General features: G+C 72.2%; 14 protein-coding genes. 9 read left to right on the top strand and 5 right to left on the bottom strand.

The genetic code is table 11. The features are described 5' to 3' along the window. Positions 1-40: 40 nt before the first annotated feature. Complete coding sequence (locus ACQPYE_RS23335; protein ID WP_498714465.1) at positions 41-2,008, bottom strand: ATP-binding protein; 1,968 nt, start codon at positions 2,006-2,008, stop codon at positions 41-43. A 499-nt stretch (positions 2,009-2,507) separates the two neighbouring features. Next, on the bottom strand, positions 2,508-3,983 hold the full coding sequence (locus tag ACQPYE_RS23330) for a BNR repeat-containing protein (protein ID WP_498714463.1): 1,476 nt from the start codon (positions 3,981-3,983) through the stop codon (positions 2,508-2,510). A 166-nt stretch (positions 3,984-4,149) separates the two neighbouring features. On the opposite strand from ACQPYE_RS23330, the gene ACQPYE_RS23325 reads away from it, so the two are divergent. Further along, positions 4,150-5,100 carry a sugar kinase gene (locus ACQPYE_RS23325; protein ID WP_498722968.1) on the top strand — a complete coding sequence of 317 codons (951 nt, stop codon included), beginning with the start codon at positions 4,150-4,152 and terminating at the stop codon, positions 5,098-5,100. A 103-nt stretch (positions 5,101-5,203) separates the two neighbouring features. Here the strand turns inward: ACQPYE_RS23325 and ACQPYE_RS23320 are convergent, their stop codons facing one another. Further along, complete coding sequence (locus tag ACQPYE_RS23320) at positions 5,204-6,313, bottom strand: LacI family DNA-binding transcriptional regulator (RefSeq protein WP_498714461.1); 1,110 nt, start codon at positions 6,311-6,313, stop codon at positions 5,204-5,206. Between the two features lie 143 nt (positions 6,314-6,456). Between ACQPYE_RS23320 and kduI the strand changes: the two genes are divergently transcribed. Together kduI and ACQPYE_RS23310 are read left to right on the top strand one after the other, a co-directional pair. Then, the gene (gene kduI / locus ACQPYE_RS23315; protein WP_498714459.1) at positions 6,457-7,287 is read left to right on the top strand and encodes a 5-dehydro-4-deoxy-D-glucuronate isomerase; all 831 of its coding nucleotides are present in this window, start codon (positions 6,457-6,459) and stop codon (positions 7,285-7,287) included. After that, complete coding sequence (locus ACQPYE_RS23310) at positions 7,284-8,054, top strand: SDR family oxidoreductase (RefSeq protein ID WP_498714456.1); 771 nt, start codon at positions 7,284-7,286, stop codon at positions 8,052-8,054. Before kduI ends, ACQPYE_RS23310 begins: the two co-directional genes overlap by 4 nt. A gap of 31 nt (positions 8,055-8,085) precedes the next feature. Here ACQPYE_RS23310 and ACQPYE_RS23305 read toward each other — a convergent pair whose 3' ends face one another. Then, a complete protein-coding gene (locus tag ACQPYE_RS23305; RefSeq protein ID WP_498714454.1) occupies positions 8,086-9,195 on the bottom strand; it encodes a LacI family DNA-binding transcriptional regulator in 1,110 nt (369 codons plus the stop codon). Between the two features lie 348 nt (positions 9,196-9,543). Here ACQPYE_RS23305 and ACQPYE_RS23300 point away from each other — a divergent pair, with 348 nt between their 5' ends. The 6 genes from ACQPYE_RS23300 (at position 9,544) to ACQPYE_RS23275 (ending at position 16,714) form a co-directional block, all read left to right on the top strand. Next, the gene (locus ACQPYE_RS23300; protein ID WP_498714452.1) at positions 9,544-11,508 is read left to right on the top strand and encodes a DUF2264 domain-containing protein; all 1,965 of its coding nucleotides are present in this window, start codon (positions 9,544-9,546) and stop codon (positions 11,506-11,508) included. A 73-nt stretch (positions 11,509-11,581) separates the two neighbouring features. Beyond that, entirely contained in the window at positions 11,582-12,886 is a 1,305-nt protein-coding gene (locus tag ACQPYE_RS23295; protein ID WP_498714450.1) for an ABC transporter substrate-binding protein, read from the top strand. Positions 12,887-12,962: 76 nt separating this feature from the next. Then, the gene (locus tag ACQPYE_RS23290) at positions 12,963-13,889 is read left to right on the top strand and encodes a carbohydrate ABC transporter permease (protein ID WP_498714448.1); all 927 of its coding nucleotides are present in this window, start codon (positions 12,963-12,965) and stop codon (positions 13,887-13,889) included. Next, on the top strand, positions 13,889-14,797 hold the full coding sequence (locus ACQPYE_RS23285; protein ID WP_498714446.1) for a carbohydrate ABC transporter permease: 909 nt from the start codon (positions 13,889-13,891) through the stop codon (positions 14,795-14,797). The genes ACQPYE_RS23290 and ACQPYE_RS23285 overlap by 1 nt, the downstream gene beginning before the upstream one ends. Positions 14,798-14,802: 5 nt before the next feature. Then, positions 14,803-15,489 (top strand): hypothetical protein, encoded by a 687-nt coding sequence (locus ACQPYE_RS23280; protein WP_498714444.1) that lies wholly within the window; start codon positions 14,803-14,805, stop codon positions 15,487-15,489. 40 nt (positions 15,490-15,529) lie between these two features. Beyond that, entirely contained in the window at positions 15,530-16,714 is a 1,185-nt protein-coding gene (locus ACQPYE_RS23275; protein ID WP_498714442.1) for a glycoside hydrolase family 88 protein, read from the top strand. Between the two features lie 41 nt (positions 16,715-16,755). On the opposite strand, the gene ACQPYE_RS23270 is transcribed toward ACQPYE_RS23275, so the two are convergent. After that, on the bottom strand, positions 16,756-18,207 hold the full coding sequence (locus tag ACQPYE_RS23270) for a glycoside hydrolase family 43 protein (protein WP_498714440.1): 1,452 nt from the start codon (positions 18,205-18,207) through the stop codon (positions 16,756-16,758). Between the last annotated feature and the right edge of the window lie 286 nt (positions 18,208-18,493).

Below are 18,493 nucleotides of genomic sequence, written 5' to 3'. Positions count from 1 at the left end.
GGCCGGGCACGGGAGCGGTCGAGCGGATGGGACTGTTCGGCTACTTCGACGTCACGTCCGGTGGCTCGGGGACCGGGGCTCCCGGGTCTCCGCCGAGCGCCTCCAGCCGTGCTCGTGCCTTCGCCGACCTCGGTCCCGGCGATCGGTCGTAGAGCACGAGCGCTGCTTCGAGATGCCGACGCGCACCGGCGGTGTCGCCGACACCCAGGTGCGCGTCGGCGAGCGCTTCCAGCGCCTCGGCGCGGTACTGGTCCGCGCCGGTCGAGTGGAGGGTGTCCACGACTTCCTCCAGCACCGTGATCGCGTCGGCGGGGTGTCCCGACCTGGTGTGGGCGGTGGCCAGGCTCAGCGAGACACGTGCCCGCAGCACGCTGTCGCCCAACCCGGCCGCGAGGTGCTCGGCCCGGTGCAGCGGGGCGAACGCCTCTGCGACGTCGTCCGCGTCGCACAGCGTCTCCCCGAGCCTGCGCAACAACAGCACGGCGGCGCGGGTGTGCCCGAGCTCCTCGGTGATCGCGAGCGCTTCGGTGAAGTGGTCCAGCGCCTGGTCGAGGTCACCCGCTCCCTTGGCCGCTACGCCGAGGTGTTCCAGGGCCGTGGTCTCGGTGTCGCGATGGCGGGCCGACCTGCCCAGGCCGAGCGCCGCGGTGAAGTGCTCGGCGGCTGTGTCGAACGCTTCCGCCGTGAGGTGCCCGTAACCCAGCTGCACGTGCATCCGCGCCTCGGCGACCTCGTTGCCGGTGCGGTGTGCGGACTCCACGCCAAGCCCGTGCGACGCCAACCAGTCGACGAGCGGCGGACGCCTGTTGTGGTACAGCGACCACAGCGCCTCGCACATCTGCCAGACCTCGTCGTCGAAACGGCCCGCCGCGGCGCGGAGCACGGCGATCGTGCTGCCGTGGTGGTGATCCAGCCAGTCCAGCGCGTCCCGGGGGTTCGCGAACGCGGGCGGGCGTTGCCGGATCATTTCGGACCTGGGACCCCACCGCTGTCTGAGCGGCATCACCACGAGATCGGCGGCGATCACGTGGTCGAGGTGCCAGAGCACCATGCGGTGCGTCGCGCGCTCGCGTTCGTCCGCGCTGTCCCGGTCGTCCGCGTGGCGCGCCGCGTGCAGGCGCAGCAGGGCGTGGAACCGGTACGCGTCCGGTCCGCGGTCGATCAGCAGGCTCGCGTCCAGCAGTTCGTCGAGCAGTCGTTCGGCTTCTTCCTCCGGCACGTCCGCCGCCGCACTCGCCAACCCGACGCCGAACTCGGTGCCCGGGTAGAGCCCGAGGAGCCGGTACAGACGGGCCGCGGCCGGCGTCAGCTCGCGGTAGGAGAGGTCGAAGCTCGTGCCCACCGGGAGTTCTCCCGCCACGGCCAGCACCGACAACCGCTTGCGCTCGTCGGACAGCGAGTCGGCCACCCGCGCCAGCGGCCACCGGGGCTTGGTCGCCATGCGAGCCGCCACGAGCCGTAGCGCGAGCGGCAACCCGGCGCACATCGCGACGACGTCGCGGGCCCGGTCGGGCTCGCCGGCGATCCGGTCGTGGCCCAACGCGTGGGACAGCAGTGCGACTCCCGCGTCGATGTCCAACGCGTCCACCAGGATCAGGCGAGCGCCGTCCAGCGCCAGCCCGGCCAACCTCCAGCGGCTCGTGACGACCACGACACCGCCGGCGGCGGGCAGCAGCGGCCGTACCTGCGCGACGGACTCCACGTCGTCGGCCAACACCGCGACCCGCTTGTCCGAGGTCACCGAGCGGAACAACGCGGACTGGTCGGCCAGGTCGACCGGGATGTCGTCGACGTGGACACCCATCGCCCGCAGGAACCTCGGCAGCACGTGGCTCGGCGACACAGGTGTCCCGGTGCCGAAGGCGCCCAGGTCGGCGTAGAGCTGCCCGTCCGGGAAGCGCTGGGCGTTCGTGTGGAGCCAACGCAGCGCGAGGGCGGACTTCCCCACACCGCCCGGTCCCGTGATGACGACCAGCGCGGGTCGCCCGGACACGTCCGACGCCGCCACGTCGACCTCCGCGCTTTCGTGGACCCGCCCGGTGAAGAACGCCGGTGCGGGTGGCAGTTGCCGCGGGATTTCCGGAGTCGGGATCGGGCTCGTGATGTGCACGCCGCCGTGTACCGTGCCTGATTGCACGATTGCCCCGGTGACCGTGCCGCCCATTTCGTTGGTCGAGTTCCGCTCCACCGGCACGATCGGCTCACCACTCCCCGACATCGACTGCGCGATCAGGTCACCGAGGGCGAGTGCCCCACTGACCACAAGTGCAGCCGCCCCCCGTTCACCAGGGTAGGAGTCGACCCGGGGAGGCGGAACCACCAACCGCGTTGGACGATCCGGAACTCTCGATTCGTACAGCGGAAACGGTGGTGCGAGTGATCGGAAGATCATCCGAAGGGGGCGGACCCGCCCCGCGTGTCCCTCGATTCACCTCCATCCTTTCGGGCATTCGCGCGGCACGAGCATTTCATCCGGAGTAATAGGGTGCGGGACACCGATCACCTGATCAGCTGACCCCGCTTTTCGCGTTGACAACCCGTTCGCCGCCCAACCGGAAGTCCGCGACCCGGATCGGTGAGGGGGTGGTGCCCGACGAGGCCTGTTGGTACTGCACGGACAGGATGCCGTCGGTTGCGAGGCGGGTCGGGTCGACGTTGACCTCGCCGAACGCGTTCAGCGACGGCTCGTCGAAGAGCACGGCCCAGTCGGTCCAGCCGCTCGCCCTGCTCGCCGAGACGATCCGGGCGCGGGGCATCACCAGGTAGGCGTTGTCGGCGCGGTCGAAGACGAGTTTCGTGCGTTGGGTGCTGTCGGGTGGGACGGGTACCTCGCGCTTGGTCCAGGCGCCGTCCGCGGGGGTGAGGTGGAAGGTGCGGGCGTGCCGCACCCGTTGCGCGGCGTAGTCCGAGACGCGGGGGACGAGCCGCTCCGGCACGTAGCTGATCACCACGTGGGGCGTGCCGGTCGAGTCGACGGCCTGGCTCTCCTGGTTCATGAGGCCGTGGTCCGGGTCGAGGCGGTCGACGAGGACGCCGGGGGAGGAGACGGTCACGGGCGCGCCACCGGTCGTGCCCACGAGGGTCCCCGCGTCGTTGCGCCACGTGCGGCCCCGGTCGTCGCTGCGGACGTAACCCGTGTCGTGGTTGGCCAGGCCGCCGGGGGAGTGGAGGACGCCGCTGTCGCCCTCGCGCCATGTGAACGCGGCGTGCAGCCGTCCGTCGCGGTCGTAGTCCAGGCCGTGCAGGTACATGTTGCGCGTCGTGGACACGACGCCGTTCGGCCCGGTGTGGTCACCGGTCGCCGAGGTCCAGGCGCCCAGCCGGGTCCAGCCGCCGTCGCGGTACTCGGCCAACTCGTTGACGCCGTTGCCCGAACACCCCGTGCGGTAGCTCAGCTGGAGCACGCCCTCCGGGGTCACGATGAACTGCGGGTAGGTGATGTCCCCCAGCTCGAGACCGCCGAGGGTCCGTTGCACCGCGCCGAACGCCGACGCGTCCCAGGGGAGCGGCCGAGTGGTGAGGCCGGCGATCGATCTCACGGAGAACACGCGGTTGTCGTGCGTGTCCATCGCGACGTGCAGCGTCCCGTCCTGCGGGGAGATGCCGAGCGAGATCACGTTGTGCGAGTCGTCCACGCTCAACCGGTGCGGCAGCACGACCTCCTCCCACTCGCCGCCGAGCCGCCTGCGTGCCACGACGGCGTGGCGGCTGCCGGTGTACCAGGTCGCGTACTGGTGACCGGCGTGGGTGACGATCGCGTCCCGCTGGAAGGAGTTGTTGTTGACCACGCCGTCGTAGGACACGAAGAACAGCGCGGCCGGGTCCAGCAGGGTGTCGGACACCAGGGTCGCCTTCGGCACGATCGCCTCTCGCGCGCCCGAGGTCGACGGGCACGTGCCGGCCGAGGTCGCGACCACTGCGGCGGACAGGCCTGCGGTCGTCAGGTTCGACCTGTCGCGGCGGGGCGTTCGGCGCGGGTCCATCGTCGTCGATCTCCTCTTCGGCGTCCGGACCTGCCCGGCAGGTGGAGCGGGAGAACAAGTCAGGCGGGATGAGCATGTGCGATCGTTTAAGTCGGGTCAAGCACTATTTGATCGTTTACGATCGTTTTGTTCGAGCCTGAGCCCTGAAGGAGCCGAAGTGGTCGCGGTGCTGTGCGTTGGCGAGACGATGGCCGTGTTCACCCCCGCCGAAGCCGGGCCTCCCGAAGAGGTGCGGGCCTGGACGCGGGGGATCGGCGGCGCGGAGTCCAACGTGGCCTGCGCCCTGGCCGCGCTCGGCGTGCCCGTCGGCTGGGTGAGCGCGGTGGGCGACGACCCGTTCGGGCGTGCGGTCGTCGCGGCCGTGGCACAGGCCGGGGTGGACGTCTCGCGCGTGCTGGTCGACCCGACCCGCCCCACCGGCCTCTACGTCAAGGAAGCGGGCAGGACCGGCAGCGCCGTGCGCTACTACCGCGCCGGCTCGGCGGCGTCGGCGCTGGGACCGGAACTGGTCGACCGGCTCGACTTGGACGCGGTGTCGCACGTGCACCTCACCGGCATCACGGCCGCGCTGTCGCCGTCCTGCCTGGCCCTCGTGCACGCCCTGCTGGACCACCCCGGCGTCACGACGTCGTTCGACGTCAACTGGAGGCCGGCGCTGTGGGGAGCGGCGGGCCCGGAGGTGTTGCGCGCCTTGGCGGCCAAGGCGGACATCGTCCTGGTCGGCGACGACGAGGCCGAGGCGCTGTGGGGTGTGTCGGAGCCGGCCGCGGTCCGCGAGGTGCTGCCCGAGCCGGGCACGGTGGTCGTCAAGCAGGGCGCGGTGGGCGCGACCGTGCTGGAGGCGGGCAGGCCAACGGTGTTCGAGCCCGCGCTGGACGTGGACGTCGTCGAGCCGGTCGGCGCGGGTGACGCCTTCGCCGCCGGGTTCCTGGCGGGCCTCCTGGCCGACGAACCACCCGCCCACTGCCTGCGCTCGGGCCACCTGGCCGCGGCCGGCGCGCTGTGCACGATGTCCGACGTCGCCGTGCCGCTGCCGACCGCCGACGTGGCCCGGCTGCTCGTCGCCGACCCCGCCACGTGGTCCGCCGCCCGGGTCAGCGCGGCAGGGGTGAGGTGATGCGCCGCCCGGACGATGCGTCAGGGGCCGGTGCCCGGCTTGGCCGCCGCCGCCCCTGTCGGTGTGTCCGCCGGTCCAGGCCGGCGCGGCAGGGGTGCGGTGATCAGCGTGTTGCCCGCGTGCGGGCGCCGGTCGAGGCGCGCTCGCGCAGTTCCGAACTGAGCACGACCCGGCGCACGGGCCGGGTCGGACCCTGCGCCAGGCGTTCGAGCGCCAGGTGCACGGCGGTGCTGCCGACGGCGTACTTGGGCGGGCGCATGGCGGTGAGCGGGGGGTGGGCGAAGCGGGCCACCTCGTCGTCGTACGCGACCACCGACAGGTCGGCGGGCACCCGGATGCCGCGTTCCTCGGCGCGCTGCACCAGCGACACCGCCTCCCGGTCGGAGTGCACGACCAGCGCGGTGGCGTCGTGCTCGGCGCACAGGTCCAGGACCCGGTCCACGTCGACCGCCCAACCGGGCTCGTAGTAGGCGGCGACGCTCACCTCGGGGGCCGGTGTCAGCCCGAGGTCCGTCATCGCGTGGCGCCAGCCGTCGCGGACCTGGCCGGACGTGGGGCTGGTCGCGCTGATCGCGAGCCCGATGCCGCGGTGGCCCTGCCCGTGCAGGTGGCGGACGGCCAGCTCCGCGCCCGCCGCGTGGTCGGTGCGCACGGACTCGACGTGCTGCCGGTACGGGCCGGACACCGCCGAGCGCTCCACCAGGACCACCGGCACGGGCAGGGCGGTCAGCCACGCGAGCAGCTCCTCGGCCCCGGCGCCCCGGGTCGGCGGCGCGACGAGCAGCGCGTCGACCGCGCCGCTGCCGATCATCCACTCGACCTGGTGCCGCACGTCGTCGACCTGGTAGGACGCGCCGCGCAGCACGAGCCGGGCGCACTTCTCGTGCGCGGTGTCCTGCGCGCCGCGGATGACCTCGGGCCAGTAGTAGTCCAGCGACGGCACGACCATCCCGATCGCCGGTGTGGCGTCCGCGCCGGCGGTCTCGGCGGGCAGGTCGTCCACCAGCCTGACGCCGCCGTGCACCCGTTCCACCAGGCCCTCGGCGGCCAAGTCGTTCACGTCCCGCCGCACGGTGACCGGGGTGACGCCCATGGCCTGGGCGATGTGCGTGATGCGCACGACGCCCCGGCCCGCCAAGTGCTCCAGCAGCCACTGCCGTCGGGCGGCGGGCAGCATCGCGCCCCTGACCTCCGCACCCGGTTTGTCCGCCATGACCGCCTGCTCGCCTCGTGGTCCTGATCGAAACTGATCGTAACAAGCAAACTGTACAGTCTTGCCCTTCCTTTGTGTCTGAGATTGACTGTTTCCTGCCATCAAGTGATTGAAACGATCCGACCGAAGGAAGGCGACGCAACGTGGAGCAGCGCTACGCGACCGCGCCGCGGCAGGTCCCGTCCATGACCACGGACGACCTGCGGCAGCACTACCTCGTCGAGGACCTGTTCACCGACGGCGAGGTGCGCGCGGTCTACACCCACCACGACCGGGTCGTGCTGGTGGGCGCGCTGCCGCGCGGCGGCCCCCTGAGCCTGCCGGCGTTCCCGGAGCTGAGGTCGGAGCGGTTCTTCGACCGCCGCGAAGCCGGCATCGTCAACGTGGGCGGACCGGGCACGGTGACCGTCGACGGAGAGGAGCACCGGCTCGCGCCGACCGCGTGCCTCTACGTCGGCCGGGGCGTCGAGGAGGTGACGTTCGCGTCCGACGACGCCGACGCGCCCGCCGCCTTCTACCTGTTCTCCGCGCCCGCGCACACCGCCTACCCGACCACGCTGGTGGAGCCGGGCAGCGGCACCGTGCGCGAGCTGGGCGACCCGCTGACGTCGAACCGGCGGACGCTGACCCAGTACATCCACGAGAACGGCGTGCGCAGCTGCCAGGTCGTGATGGGCGTGACCACGCTGCACCCCGGCAGCATGTGGAACACGATGCCCGCGCACACCCACGAGCGCCGCATGGAGGTCTACCTCTACTTCGGCCTGCCCGAGGACGCCCGCGTGGTGCACCTGCTCGGCGAGCCGAGCGAGACCCGGCACCTGGTCGTGGCCGACCGCCAGGCGGTGATCTCGCCGCCGTGGTCCGTGCACAGCGGCGTCGGCACCGCCGCCTACAGCTTCGTCTGGGCCATGGCGGGGGAGAACCAGGCGTTCGACGACATGGACCCGCACCCCGCGGCGGCCCTGCGATGACGCCCGAGGTCGCCGGCCTGCTCGACCTGACCGGCAAGACCGCCGCCGTCACCGGGGCGAGCCGGGGCATCGGGCTGGCCGTCGCACGGCTGCTGGCGGCGGCGGGGGCCGACGTGATCGGCGTCAGCGCGTCCATGCCGGAGGGTGACAGCCCGGCACGGGCCGCGGTCGAGGCCGAGGGGCGGGTGTTCACCCCGATCAGGACCGACCTGTCCGACCACGCGCAGGTGGCCGAGTTGGGCGCGCTGCTGGCCGCTCGGGAGGTGGACGTGCTGGTCAACAACGGCGGCACGATCCGCCGCGCGCCCGCCGCCGAGCACAGCGACGCCGACTTCGACCACGTGATCGACGTCAACCTGCGCGCGACCTGGACGCTGTCGCGCGACGTCGGCCGCGTGATGCTGGCCCGCGGCTCGGGTCGGATCGTCAACGTCGCGTCGATGCTCAGCTTCCAGGGCGGGATCACCGTGCCCGGCTACACCGCGTCGAAGTCCGCGGTGGCGGGCCTGACCAAGGCCCTGGCCAACGAGTGGGCGCGGCGGGGCGTCAACGTCAACGCCGTCGCGCCCGGCTACGTCGCCACCGACAACACCGGCGCCCTGCGCGCGGACCAGGACCGCAACCGGTCCATCCTGGAGCGCATCCCGGCGGGGCGCTGGGCCGAGCCGGCGGACATCGCGGGCGCGGTGCTGTTCCTGTGCTCCCGCGCGGCCGACTACGTCCACGGCGTGGTGCTGCCCGTCGACGGCGGCTGGTTGGCGCGGTGAGCGCGGTCCGCCCGGTCAGCGGTCCACCCGGTCAGCGGGGCGGCGGGACCGACGAGCCGCGCACGCGCAGGGACGGGGTGATCACCACCCGGTGCGCGGGGCGGTCGGGGTCGTGCAGCCGGGCGGCCAGCAGCGACACCGCCGCCCGGCCGATGGAGCGGCGCGCCGGGCGCACGGCGGTGAGCGCCGGGGTGAACAGCGCGGCCACCTCGTCGTCGTAGGCCACCACCGACAACCCGGCGGGCACCTGGATGCCGCGCTGCTCGGCGCGCTGGACCAGGGCCATCGCCTCGGTGTCGGCGTGCACGAGCACCGCCGTGGTGCCGGTGGCGGCCAACCCGTCGAGCACCTCGTCCAGCGCGGTGTCCCACCCGACCGTGCCGGGCGTCGGGACCGCGGTGTCCACAGTGGCCTTCCAGTCCAGGCCGGTCTCGGCGCACGCGTCGGACCAGCCCCGGTGCACGTGCGGCGAGGTCGGGCTGTTCTCGCTGGTCACCATGCCGACCTTGCGGTGGCCCAGGGACACGAGGTGGTGCACGGCCATGGCCGCGCCCAGGGCGTGGTCGGACACCACCGACTCCACGACCGCCTGGCGCGGGCCGACCGTCGCGACGCGCTCGACGAGCACGACCGGGGTGTCGATGGTGCTCAGCCACTCGATCGTGGCCGCCGCCGACGGCGCGGTCAGGCTCGGCGCGGCGATCAGCCCGCACACGTCCTCGTTGTCCAGCAGCCGCTCCAGCTGGGGCCGGTCGTCGGCGCTCTCGTAGGACGAACCCCGCAGCAGGATCCGCAACCCGTTCGCGGACGCCTCCTCCTCCGCGCCGCGCACCACTTCCGGCCAGTAGTAGTCGAGCGAGGGGACCAGCATGCCCGCGGCGCCGAAGTACGCCGGTTGCGCCGGGACGTCCGACGGCTGCACGGCGGGCGGCAGCAGTTCGGCGGTGGGCAGCGTGGCGCCCCCGTGCACGCGGCGCAGCAGGCCCTCGCCGTCGAGGTGGGCGATGTCGCGGCGCAGCGTCACGGCGGTGACGCCCATCTTGTCGCTCAGGTCGGAGATCCGGACCATGCCGTCCCGGTGCAGCGCTTCGAGGATCGACGCGCGCCTCCTCGCGGCGAGCGTGCGGGACTCGGAGCTCACGACGCCTCCGCCGCGGTGACGTGGGGCGACGGCGCCGTGGCGTCGGGCCGGGGTCCTACGGGCGGCCGGACCGCCACCCGCATCCTGCCGGCCGCACCGTGCCCCATGCGCGCTTTCGTCACCGCACGTCCTCTCGTCGTTGATCGAAGCGAAGCCCCAATTATGTGGGCGGCTCACGGGGGCGCCTCACCGCGGCAGGCGGTGGTGGTCCGAGACTGAAGTGTTCATGTGAGTCTTGACACGATCGGTCCTGCACGTATTTACTGCTTGACAGCCAAAGCGATCAAAAACGAAAGCAACTGTGCTGTTTTTGATCGAACGCCTTCGACGAAGAAGGACGACGAGCACATGCCGCCCGAACCTCTCCTGAGGGCAGACGCACCACCGACCCCGCCCGGCGGGTGGACCCGCGAGAAGTGGGCGGACACGGCCGACGCCATGCTGCGCGCCGTGCGCCCGTACGCGTCGCCGGGGCACGCGCGCATCACCCTGCCCGGACCGGCCGGGGGGTACGGGACCGAGGTGGACGGTCTGGAGGGCTTCGCCCGCACGTTCCTGCTCGCCGGGTTCCGGATCGCGGGTGAGCGCGGAGCCGACCCGGACAACCTCGTGGAGTTCTACGCCGAGGGCATCGCGGCGGGCACCGATCCCTCGTCCCCCGAGCGCTGGGTGCGCCTGGACGAACACGGTCAGGCCAAGGTCGAGGCCGCCTCGCTGGCCCTCGCCCTCGACCTGACCCGCCCGTGGCTGTGGGACCGGCTCGACCCGGCCGTCCAGGAGCGGTTCGTCGACTACCTCGCCCCCGCGGTGGGCGACCGGACCTACCCGCAGACCAACTGGGTGTGGTTCCGGCTGGTCGTGCAGGCGTTCCTGCGGTCGGTCGGCGGTCCCTGGTCCGCCGAGGACGTCGCCGAGGACCTCGCCACCCACGACGGCTTCCTCCGCGAGGGCGGCTGGATGGCCGATGGCCACGAGCGCTCGTTCGACCACTACGTGGGCTGGGCGTTGCACGTCTACCCGCTGCTGTGGTCGCGGATGCCGGGTGCGGTGGGCTTCGCCGAGGACCGCCGGGCGCGGGACGACGCGCTGCTCGACCGCTACCTGCTCGACGCCGTCCACCTGGTCGGCGCCGACGGGTCGCCGCTGCTCCAGGGCCGCAGCCTGACCTACCGGTTCGCCGCCGGCGCGCCGTTCTGGGCCGGGGTGCTCGCCGGGGTGCCGTCCACGCCGGCGGGGGTGCTGCGCCGGGCGGCGTCGAGCGTCGTGCGCCACTTCGTCGACCGGGACGGCCTCGACGAGCGCGGCCTGCTGCCACTCGGCTGGCACGGCCGGTGGCCGCGGCTCGCGCAGTCGTACTCGGGTCCGGGCTCGCCGTACTGGGCCGTGAAGGGCATGCTCGGACTGGTCCTGCCCGTCGACCACCCGGTGTGGGCGGCCGACGAACTGCCCCTGCCGATCGAGCGGGGCGACTACCTGCGGGCGGTCGAGGCGCCGGGCTGGCTGGTGAGCGGCACCGCCGCCGACGGCGTCGTGCGGATCGTCAACCACGGCACGGACCACGCCCTCCCCGGCGACACCAGGGGCGATTCACCGCTCTACGCGCGCTTCGGCTACTCCACCGCCACCAGTCCGCTGCTGGACCACGGCAGCTGGGTCGACCCGCACGACCAGGCCGTCGTGCTGGTGGACGCCGAGGGCCGGGCGTCCCACCGGTCCGGCATGGCGCTCGGACCGACGGAGGTGCTCGACGTCGACGGGGTCGCCGTGGGAACCGCGTCCTCGTCCGGCGCGGTGCGCTGGCTGGAGCCCGACGACGCGCAGAAGCACCACGGTTCGGGGTGGGAGGGCCGCCACCACGACGCCGGGACGGTCGCGGTGCACTCGCTCGTCCGCGGTCCGTGGGAGGTGCGCCTGGTCCGGGTCGACGAGGTCTCCCCCGACCGCCCGCCGGTGAGCCTGAGGCTGTCCGGGTGGGCCGTCACGGGCGCGGAGCCGGCGACCCTCGCCACCGACCCGCCGTGCGCCCGCGGCGACGGCGGAGCGCGGTCGACGCTCGTGGTCCTCCTGGGGGAGGTGACCGACTCGGGAGTGTCCCGGCACGCGGACGCGAGTCCGCTGGGACCGGTCGCCGCGGTGCCGTGGACGCGCCACCCCGTCCTGCCCGGCGAGTGGTTCGCCGCGCTGCTCGAACTGACCCGCGACGCCCGGCCCTGGTCGGCCGAACCCGAGGTGCGGCTGTCGCGCGGTGGCACGACGACCTGGGTCACCACCCGGTGGCCCGACGGCGCGCGGACCCGCACCGCGCTGTCCTGACCGGCGGCCCGCCACCCGGCGCCGCTTGAGCACTCCCCGTCCTCCCCACCGCTCGACCAGGAAGTGAAGGACCATGCGACACCGCCATGCCAGGCGGACCGCCCTCGCGGTCGCCGTCACCGCCCTCACCCTCACCGCCACCGCCTGCGGCGCCGACGAAGCCGCCGACAGCGGCGGGCCGGTCACCTTGACGATGAGCGCGTGGAGCCTCAGCTCCACCCCGGAGTTCCAGAAGCTCGCCGACGGGTTCCACCAGCAGAACCCCGACGTGAAGGTGGAGTTCAAGGAGTACGACGCCACCAACTACGACACCCAGCTGACCGCCGACCTGGCTGCCGGCAGCGGACCCGACGTCTTCGCCCACAAGACCCTCAAGAACTTCATCACCTACCAGGCCGGCGAGCAGCTGCTGGACGTCTCCGACGTCGCCGACGCCTTGGGCGACAAGGTGAACGGCCTGGGCAACTACAAAGTGGACGGTGTCACCTACTCCGTGCCGTACCGCCAGGACTCCTGGTACGTCTTCTACAACAAGGACCTCTTCGCGGCGGCCGGCGTGACGCCGCCCACCGAGGCGTGGACGTGGGCGGAGTACGAGCGGACCGTGGCGGACCTCGCGGCGGGGCTGAAGACCGCGGGCTCCCCGGCCAAGGCCGCCTACCAGCACGTGTGGCAGTCCACGGTGCAGGGCCTGGCGCTGGCCCAGACCCCGGGCGCGGACCTCAACAGCGGTGACTACGGCTACTACGCGCCCTACTACCAGCGAGCCCTGGAGCAGCAGGAGGCGGGCGCGCAGGTGGACTACGGCACGGCCACCACGAACACGCTCCAGTACCAAGCGCAGTTCGGCACGCAGCAGGCGGCGACGATGCTGATGGGCAGCTGGTACGTCGCCACCCTCGTCGCGCAGCAGAAGAAGGGCGACGCGCAGGCGTTCCAGTGGGGCTTCGCCCCGGCGCCGCAGCGCGACGCGAGCACCAAGGACAAGCCGGTCACCTTCGGCGACCCCACCGGCCTGGGCATCAACGCCGCCATCGACGAGAACAAGGTCAAGGCGGCCAAGGAGTTCCTGTCCTACGTGGCGGGGGAGGGCGGCGCCACCGCGCTGGCGTCCATCGGCATCACGCCCGCGGCGCTGACCGAGCAGGTGGCCAAGGCGTACTTCGAGGTCCAGGGCGTGCCGACCGACGAGCTCTCGCTGTTCGCCTTCACCAACCACGACACCCGCCCGGAGAACCCCGTCTCGGCGCAGACGGCCGCGTTGCAGAACATCCTCCAGGAGACGCACTCGGCGATCATGTCCAAGAGCACCCCGGTGGACGAGGCGCTCGCCAAGGCGGGCGCACGGGCCCGCAGCGAGGTCCTCGACTCCAAGTGACGCCCCGGCGCGGGCCCGGCGTCCCCGGGCCCGCGCCGCCCCGAGCACACCACCTACGCAGGAGCACAGAGAGCCGATGAGCACCACGACGGTCGGCAGTCCGCGCCGCACCGCGACGGACCGCACGAAGCGGTGGTACCGGGCGCGCCGGTCACTGCAGGGCGCGTCGTTCGTCCTGCCGAACTTCCTCGGCTTCGGCCTGCTCACCCTGGGGCCGGTCGTCGCGCTGTTCTACATCTCGTTCACCAACTGGAACGTCTTCGGCAAGGCCAAGTGGATCGGGCTGGACAACTTCACCCGCCTGCTCCAGGACGCGAGCTTCCACACCGCGCTGCTCAACACGCTGTACTACTCGGCGTTCCACATCCCGCTCACGCTGGCGACGAGCCTGGGCCTGGCCCTGCTGCTCAACCGCAAGCTGCGCGGCGTCGCGTTCTTCCGCACCGCCGCGTTCTTCCCCTACGTCACCTCGATCGTGGCCATCGCCATCGCGTGGAACCTGCTGTTCAGCCGCGACGCCGGACCGATCAACCAGGTCCTGGGCCTGGTCGGGGTGGACGACCCGCCCGGCTGGACCGCGTCCTCGACCTGGGCCATGCCCGCCGTGATCATCGTCGGGGTCTGGCGCGAGATGGGCTACTACATGCTCCTCTTCCTGGCCGGGTTGCAGACCGTCCCGCCCGAGCTGCACGAGGCCGCCCGCATCGACGGCGCGACCGCCTGGCAGCGCTTCCGCAACGTGACCCTGCCGTGCCTGCGCCCCACCACGTTCTTCGTCACGGTGATGCTCACCATCGGCAGCTTCAAGGTCTTCGACCTGATCCTGGTGATGACCAACGGCGGCCCCGGCCAGTCGACCCTGGTGCTGTCCCAGTACATCTACCAGAAGGGCCTGGTGGAGAACCGGTTCGGCTACGCCTCCGCGATCTCCGTCGTGCTGTTCGCGCTCTGCATGCTGGTCACGGTCGTGCAGTTCGCCGTCAACCGCAGGAGGAACGCCTGATGGCCGCCCCGCACACCCTGCCCGACCTCGCCGCGCCCGGGACGACCGGCGCCGGTCCCGCCACGCCGTCCGAACGCGGTGGCACGCGGTTCCCCGCGCCGGGCAAGGTCCTGGGGTACGCCGTCCTCGTGGTGGCGGCGGCCGGGCTGCTGCTGCCGTTCTTCTGGATGGTGTCCTCCTCGCTGAAGACCGCCAACGGCGTCTTCGCCATCCCGGTGACCTGGTTCCCGGAGTCGCCGCAGTGGGCGAACTACGTCGAGATCTGGCGCGTCTCGGACATGCTGGTGTGGCTGAAGAACACGGTCTTCCTCTCGGTGGCCGTCACCGTGCTCCAGCTGTTCACCGGCAGCTTCGCCGCCTACGGCTTCGCCAAGGCCCGCTTCCCGGGGCGCAACCTGCTGTTCCTGGTCTACATCGGCACGATCGCGGTGCCGTGGCAGGCGTACATGATCCCGCAGTTCATCATGATGTCCGAGGTCGGCCTGACCAACACGCCGTGGGCGGTCATCGCGCTGCAGGCGTTCAGCGCCTTCGGCGTGTTCCTGATGCGGCAGTACTACCTGACCATCCCCGACGAGCTGTGCGAGGCCGCCAGGGTGGACGGCCTCAGCGAGTACGGCATCTACTTCCGGATCATGCTGCCGCTGTCCGTGCCCGCCCTCGCCAGCCTGGCCCTGCTCACCTTCGTCACCACGTGGAACGACTACCTCGGCCCGCTGATCTACCTGCGCGACCCGGACCTGTGGACCATCCAGCTGGGGCTGAAGTCGTTCGTCAGCGAGTACAGCGCCGAGCACGCGCTGATCATGACCGGCTCGGTGCTGTCCGTGGTGCCCATCGCGATCGTGTTCCTGCTCGGGCAGAAGTACTTCGTCCAGGGCGTCGCGACCAGCGGGCTGAAGGGCTGACCGGGGTGAAGCACGAGATCTACAACCGCGTGTTCGCCACCGCCTACGCGCTGCTGGCCACCAGCGCCCTCGTGGTGGGCGCGAGCGCGCCGTTCCTGGCCGTGCTGCTGTTCACGCCGGTCACGGCCAGTTGGCCGCTGCTGGCGCTGACGGCCCCGTTCCTCGGCCCGGCCTTCGCCGCCGCGCACGCGGTGTTCGGCTCCCTCTCGCGGGACGACGGCACGCCGGTCGTGCGGGGGTTCCTGCGCGCGTGGCGCCGGCACGCCCGCCGGTCGGCGATCGTGGCCGGCGCCGCGTCCGCCCTCCTGGTCGTCCTGGCCGTCGACGTCCGCGCGGCCTGGGGTTCACCCGTCGGGGCCGTCGCCATCCCGGTCCTGGCCGTGCTCGCCGTGCTCACCGCGGCGACCGCGCTGGTGGCGCTCACCGGCGTGGTCGAACACCCGGACGCGCCCCTGCGGCGCCTCCTGCGGGCCTGCCTGTTCCTGGCACTGCGCCGCCCGCACCTCACCGCGGTGTCGCTGGTGGCGCTGTGGGTGCTGGCCGGGGCCGTGGGCGCCATGCCCCTGCCGGCGCTCGCCCTGCTGACCGGCCCGGCGCTCTACGTCGTCTGGGTGGGCAGCCGCGCGACCCTGAAGCCCCTCCGCGCCGTTGCGGGCTCCGAGCCCGACCCTCGTCCCGCCGCGGCGCGCTGACCCGCGCCCGTCGTCCCGTCACCAGTTCTGAGGGAGAACCATGTCCGCGGAAGCAGACCGCGCCGCACCGACCACCGACCACCTGGCCGTGGCCTGGAACGCCGCCGTGGCGACCGTCCGGGGCAACATCGCCGACTTCACCGCCTGGTACCCGGACGACACGACCACCGCGGGCGCGTACCGGCCGCGCACGCCGCGCGACGGCCAACCCGAAGGGGCCAACGTCGGCTGGACCACCGGCTTCTGGCCGGGGATGCTGTGGCTGGTCTGGGAGGCCACCGGCGACGAGGACGTGCGGGATGCCGCGCGACGCCAGGTCGACAGCTTCACCGACCGCGTCCGGCGCGAGGTCGACCTGGACACCCACGACCTCGGCTTCCTCTACACCCTGTCCTGCGTGACGCCGTACCGGCTGCTCGGCGACGAGCGGGCGCGCGACGCCGCGCTGAAGGCCGCGGACCACCTGATGGACCGCTTCCTCGAACCCGCGGGCATCCTGCAGGCCTGGGGCGACCTGGAGAACCCGCTGCAACGCGGCCGCACGATCGTCGACAGCCTGATGAACGTGCCGCTGCTGTACTGGGCGGCCGAGACGACCGGCACGCCGTCGTACTTCGACGCCGCCATCCGGCACACCGAGCAGCTGCGGCAGCACGTCATCCGGCCGGACGGCACCACGTTCCACACCTACTACTGGGACCCGGAGACCGGCGAACCGCTGCGCGGCGGCACCGAGCAGGGGCACCAGGACGGTTCCTGCTGGGCACGCGGGCAGGCGTGGGGCATCTACGGCTTCGCCCTCGGCTACCGGCACGCGCGGCGGGAGTCGTTCCTCGACGCGGCCAGGCGCTGCGCCGACTACTTCCTCACCCGCCTGCCGGAGGACCGCATCGCCTACTGGGACCTCGTGTTCGGCGACGGCAGCGGCCAGGAACGCGACTCCTCGGCCGCCGCCATCGCCGCGTGCGGCCTGTACGAGCTCGCGGACCACCTGGCGGACCAGGACGCGGCCCTGCGCTACCGCGCCGAGGCCGACGCCATCCTGGACAGCCTGGCCACCGCGTACTCGGCCGCGCGCGAGCCCGGGTCCACCGCGCTGCTCCTGCACGGCGTCTACGACAAGCCCAAGGACGTCGGGGTGGACGAGGGGAGCCTCTGGGGCGACTACTTCTACCTGGAAGCCCTGAGCCGCCGGCTGCGGCCCGACTGGCGCAGCTACTGGTGACGTGACGGGGGTGGGCGCCGCGAGCGCCCACCCCCGCCCTGTCACGTGGTCAACCGGAACGTGGCGTCGGCGCGGCCCGTCGCGTCGGTGATCTGGTCGAGCCGGAGCTGGTAGGCGTAGTGCCGAAGGTACCGGTCGGGGTGGCTGTAGGCCTGGAACGACGACCACGACGCCGAGGCGAGCCCGGCGACCTGGCGGAACGTGGCGTCGGCCTTGAACGCCGAGGTGCCGTCGTCCGCCGCGAGGACGAAGTCGAAGTTGTTGTGCCGCAGGTAGTAGCCGGGGTAGTTGACCGACTGGAACGACACGGTCCCGGTGCCCGCCAGACCCGGCATCACCCGGAACTGGGCGTCCTGGGCCGGGCTGACGTTCGGGTCGATGCGCACGTCGAAGTCGGCGTGGCGCACGTACCGGTCCTGGAAGTTGTAGGACTGGATGCGGTTGACCGGGCCGGTCGTGCCCCACTTGGCCAGGACGCGGCCCTCCTCGGCGGCGGTGAGGTTGAGGATCGAGCCGTGCCGCTTGCGGGTGGCGCCGAGGTTGTAGTCCGACACCGCGCGGAAGTTGCGGGTGCTGCCGAGGTTGGTCGAGGCGATCGGCATGTACCCGCGGCCGGTGGCGTACTGGTCCAGCCACAGCGCCCACTCGTTGCGGCCGTTGAACTGCATCCACATCGGGCCCTCGACCACGTTGCCGCCGCCGGTGCCGTTGGAGATGCCCATGTGCGAGAGGTTGCCGATGGTCGTCCACGAGCCGAGGACCGAGTTGCTGCCCTCGACGGTGATGTGGCCGTCGGCGGAGGCCCGGTAGTAGCGGTAGCCGCCGACGCTGCCGGGCGACTCGACGATCTGGGTGTCGATGATGCCCTGGCCCGCGCCCCGGTCGATGTAGAGCACCGGCGTGGTGACGGTCCGGAAGTCCTTGGTGCGGACGTAGTAGATGCGGTGCTTGGTGACGCCGTTGAGCGCGGCGTTGGTCGCCCAGTAGACGACGTACTCGCCGGACGCGGGGTCGTAGATGGCCTCCGGCGCCCAGGCGTTGCCCGCGCCGGAGATGCCGGACGCGACGTCGAGCAGCCGCGGCGCGGACCAGGTGACGAGGTCGGTCGACTCCCACACGACCAGCGACTTGCTGCCCCGGTTGGCGGCGTCGGACCACGACGTGCCGCTCGCGATGCGCAGGTCGGTGGCGATGATCCAGTACCGGTCGCCGGCGGGGGACCGGACGAGCGCGGGATCGCGCACACCGCGCGTGCCCACGGTGGACAGCAGCACGGGCGCGCCGTTGTTCAGGTCGGTCCAGCGCAGGCCGTCGCGGCTGTGCGCGAGGTAGATCTGCTCGCCGGTCGCGTGCTCGCCGGTGAAGTGCGCCATCAGGTAGCCGGTGAACGGCTCCAGCGCCTCGGCGCGCCGGTCGGTGGTCACCGACCAGGACGTGAACAGCAGGGCGACGGCGGCGACCAGCGCGCCGATCCTCGTCGATGTTCGTGGCACGGGTGATCTCCCTTGATCACGGGGTGGGTCACGATCGGTGCGGTGCTGCCTGCGGACGGGCTTGGTGAGCGCTAACAGGGCCGTGCTCGATCAGCGCTTCCTGTCAGCGCAGACAGGTGCTCCAGCGGCGAGTATGTTCGATGTTCGCGTTAACATCAAGGATTGACAGCGGTGCGCGGGGGAGTGGTCGCGCGACCGGTGGAAGACTGGGTGCGGCCCGTGCACGACGCCCGCTGCCGCGCGGTGCGCGAGGGGGCTTGACAGAGGCCGGACAATAGAAAGTCGG

The organism is Actinosynnema sp. CA-299493, assembly GCF_050946825.1.
Lineage (GTDB): Bacteria > Actinomycetota > Actinomycetes > Mycobacteriales > Pseudonocardiaceae > Actinosynnema.
The sequence above is the reverse complement of the archived record's forward strand: the minus strand, read 5'-3'. Positions and strand labels throughout refer to the sequence as shown.

Bases quoted from the DNA above. Each gene is read 5' to 3' on its own strand.
- ACQPYE_RS23320 (WP_498714461.1), bottom strand. From the start codon at position 6,313: ATGGCGGACAAACCGGGTGCGGAGGTCAGGGGCGCGATGCTGCCCGCC.
- ACQPYE_RS23300 (WP_498714452.1), top strand. From the start codon at position 9,544: ATGCCGCCCGAACCTCTCCTGAGGGCAGACGCACCACCGACCCCGCCC.
- ACQPYE_RS23290 (WP_498714448.1), top strand. From the start codon at position 12,963: ATGAGCACCACGACGGTCGGCAGTCCGCGCCGCACCGCGACGGACCGC.
- ACQPYE_RS23295 (WP_498714450.1), top strand. From the start codon at position 11,582: ATGCGACACCGCCATGCCAGGCGGACCGCCCTCGCGGTCGCCGTCACC.
- ACQPYE_RS23310 (WP_498714456.1), top strand. From the start codon at position 7,284: ATGACGCCCGAGGTCGCCGGCCTGCTCGACCTGACCGGCAAGACCGCC.
- ACQPYE_RS23285 (WP_498714446.1), top strand. From the start codon at position 13,889: ATGGCCGCCCCGCACACCCTGCCCGACCTCGCCGCGCCCGGGACGACC.
- ACQPYE_RS23330 (WP_498714463.1), bottom strand. From the start codon at position 3,983: ATGGACCCGCGCCGAACGCCCCGCCGCGACAGGTCGAACCTGACGACC.
- ACQPYE_RS23275 (WP_498714442.1), top strand. From the start codon at position 15,530: ATGTCCGCGGAAGCAGACCGCGCCGCACCGACCACCGACCACCTGGCC.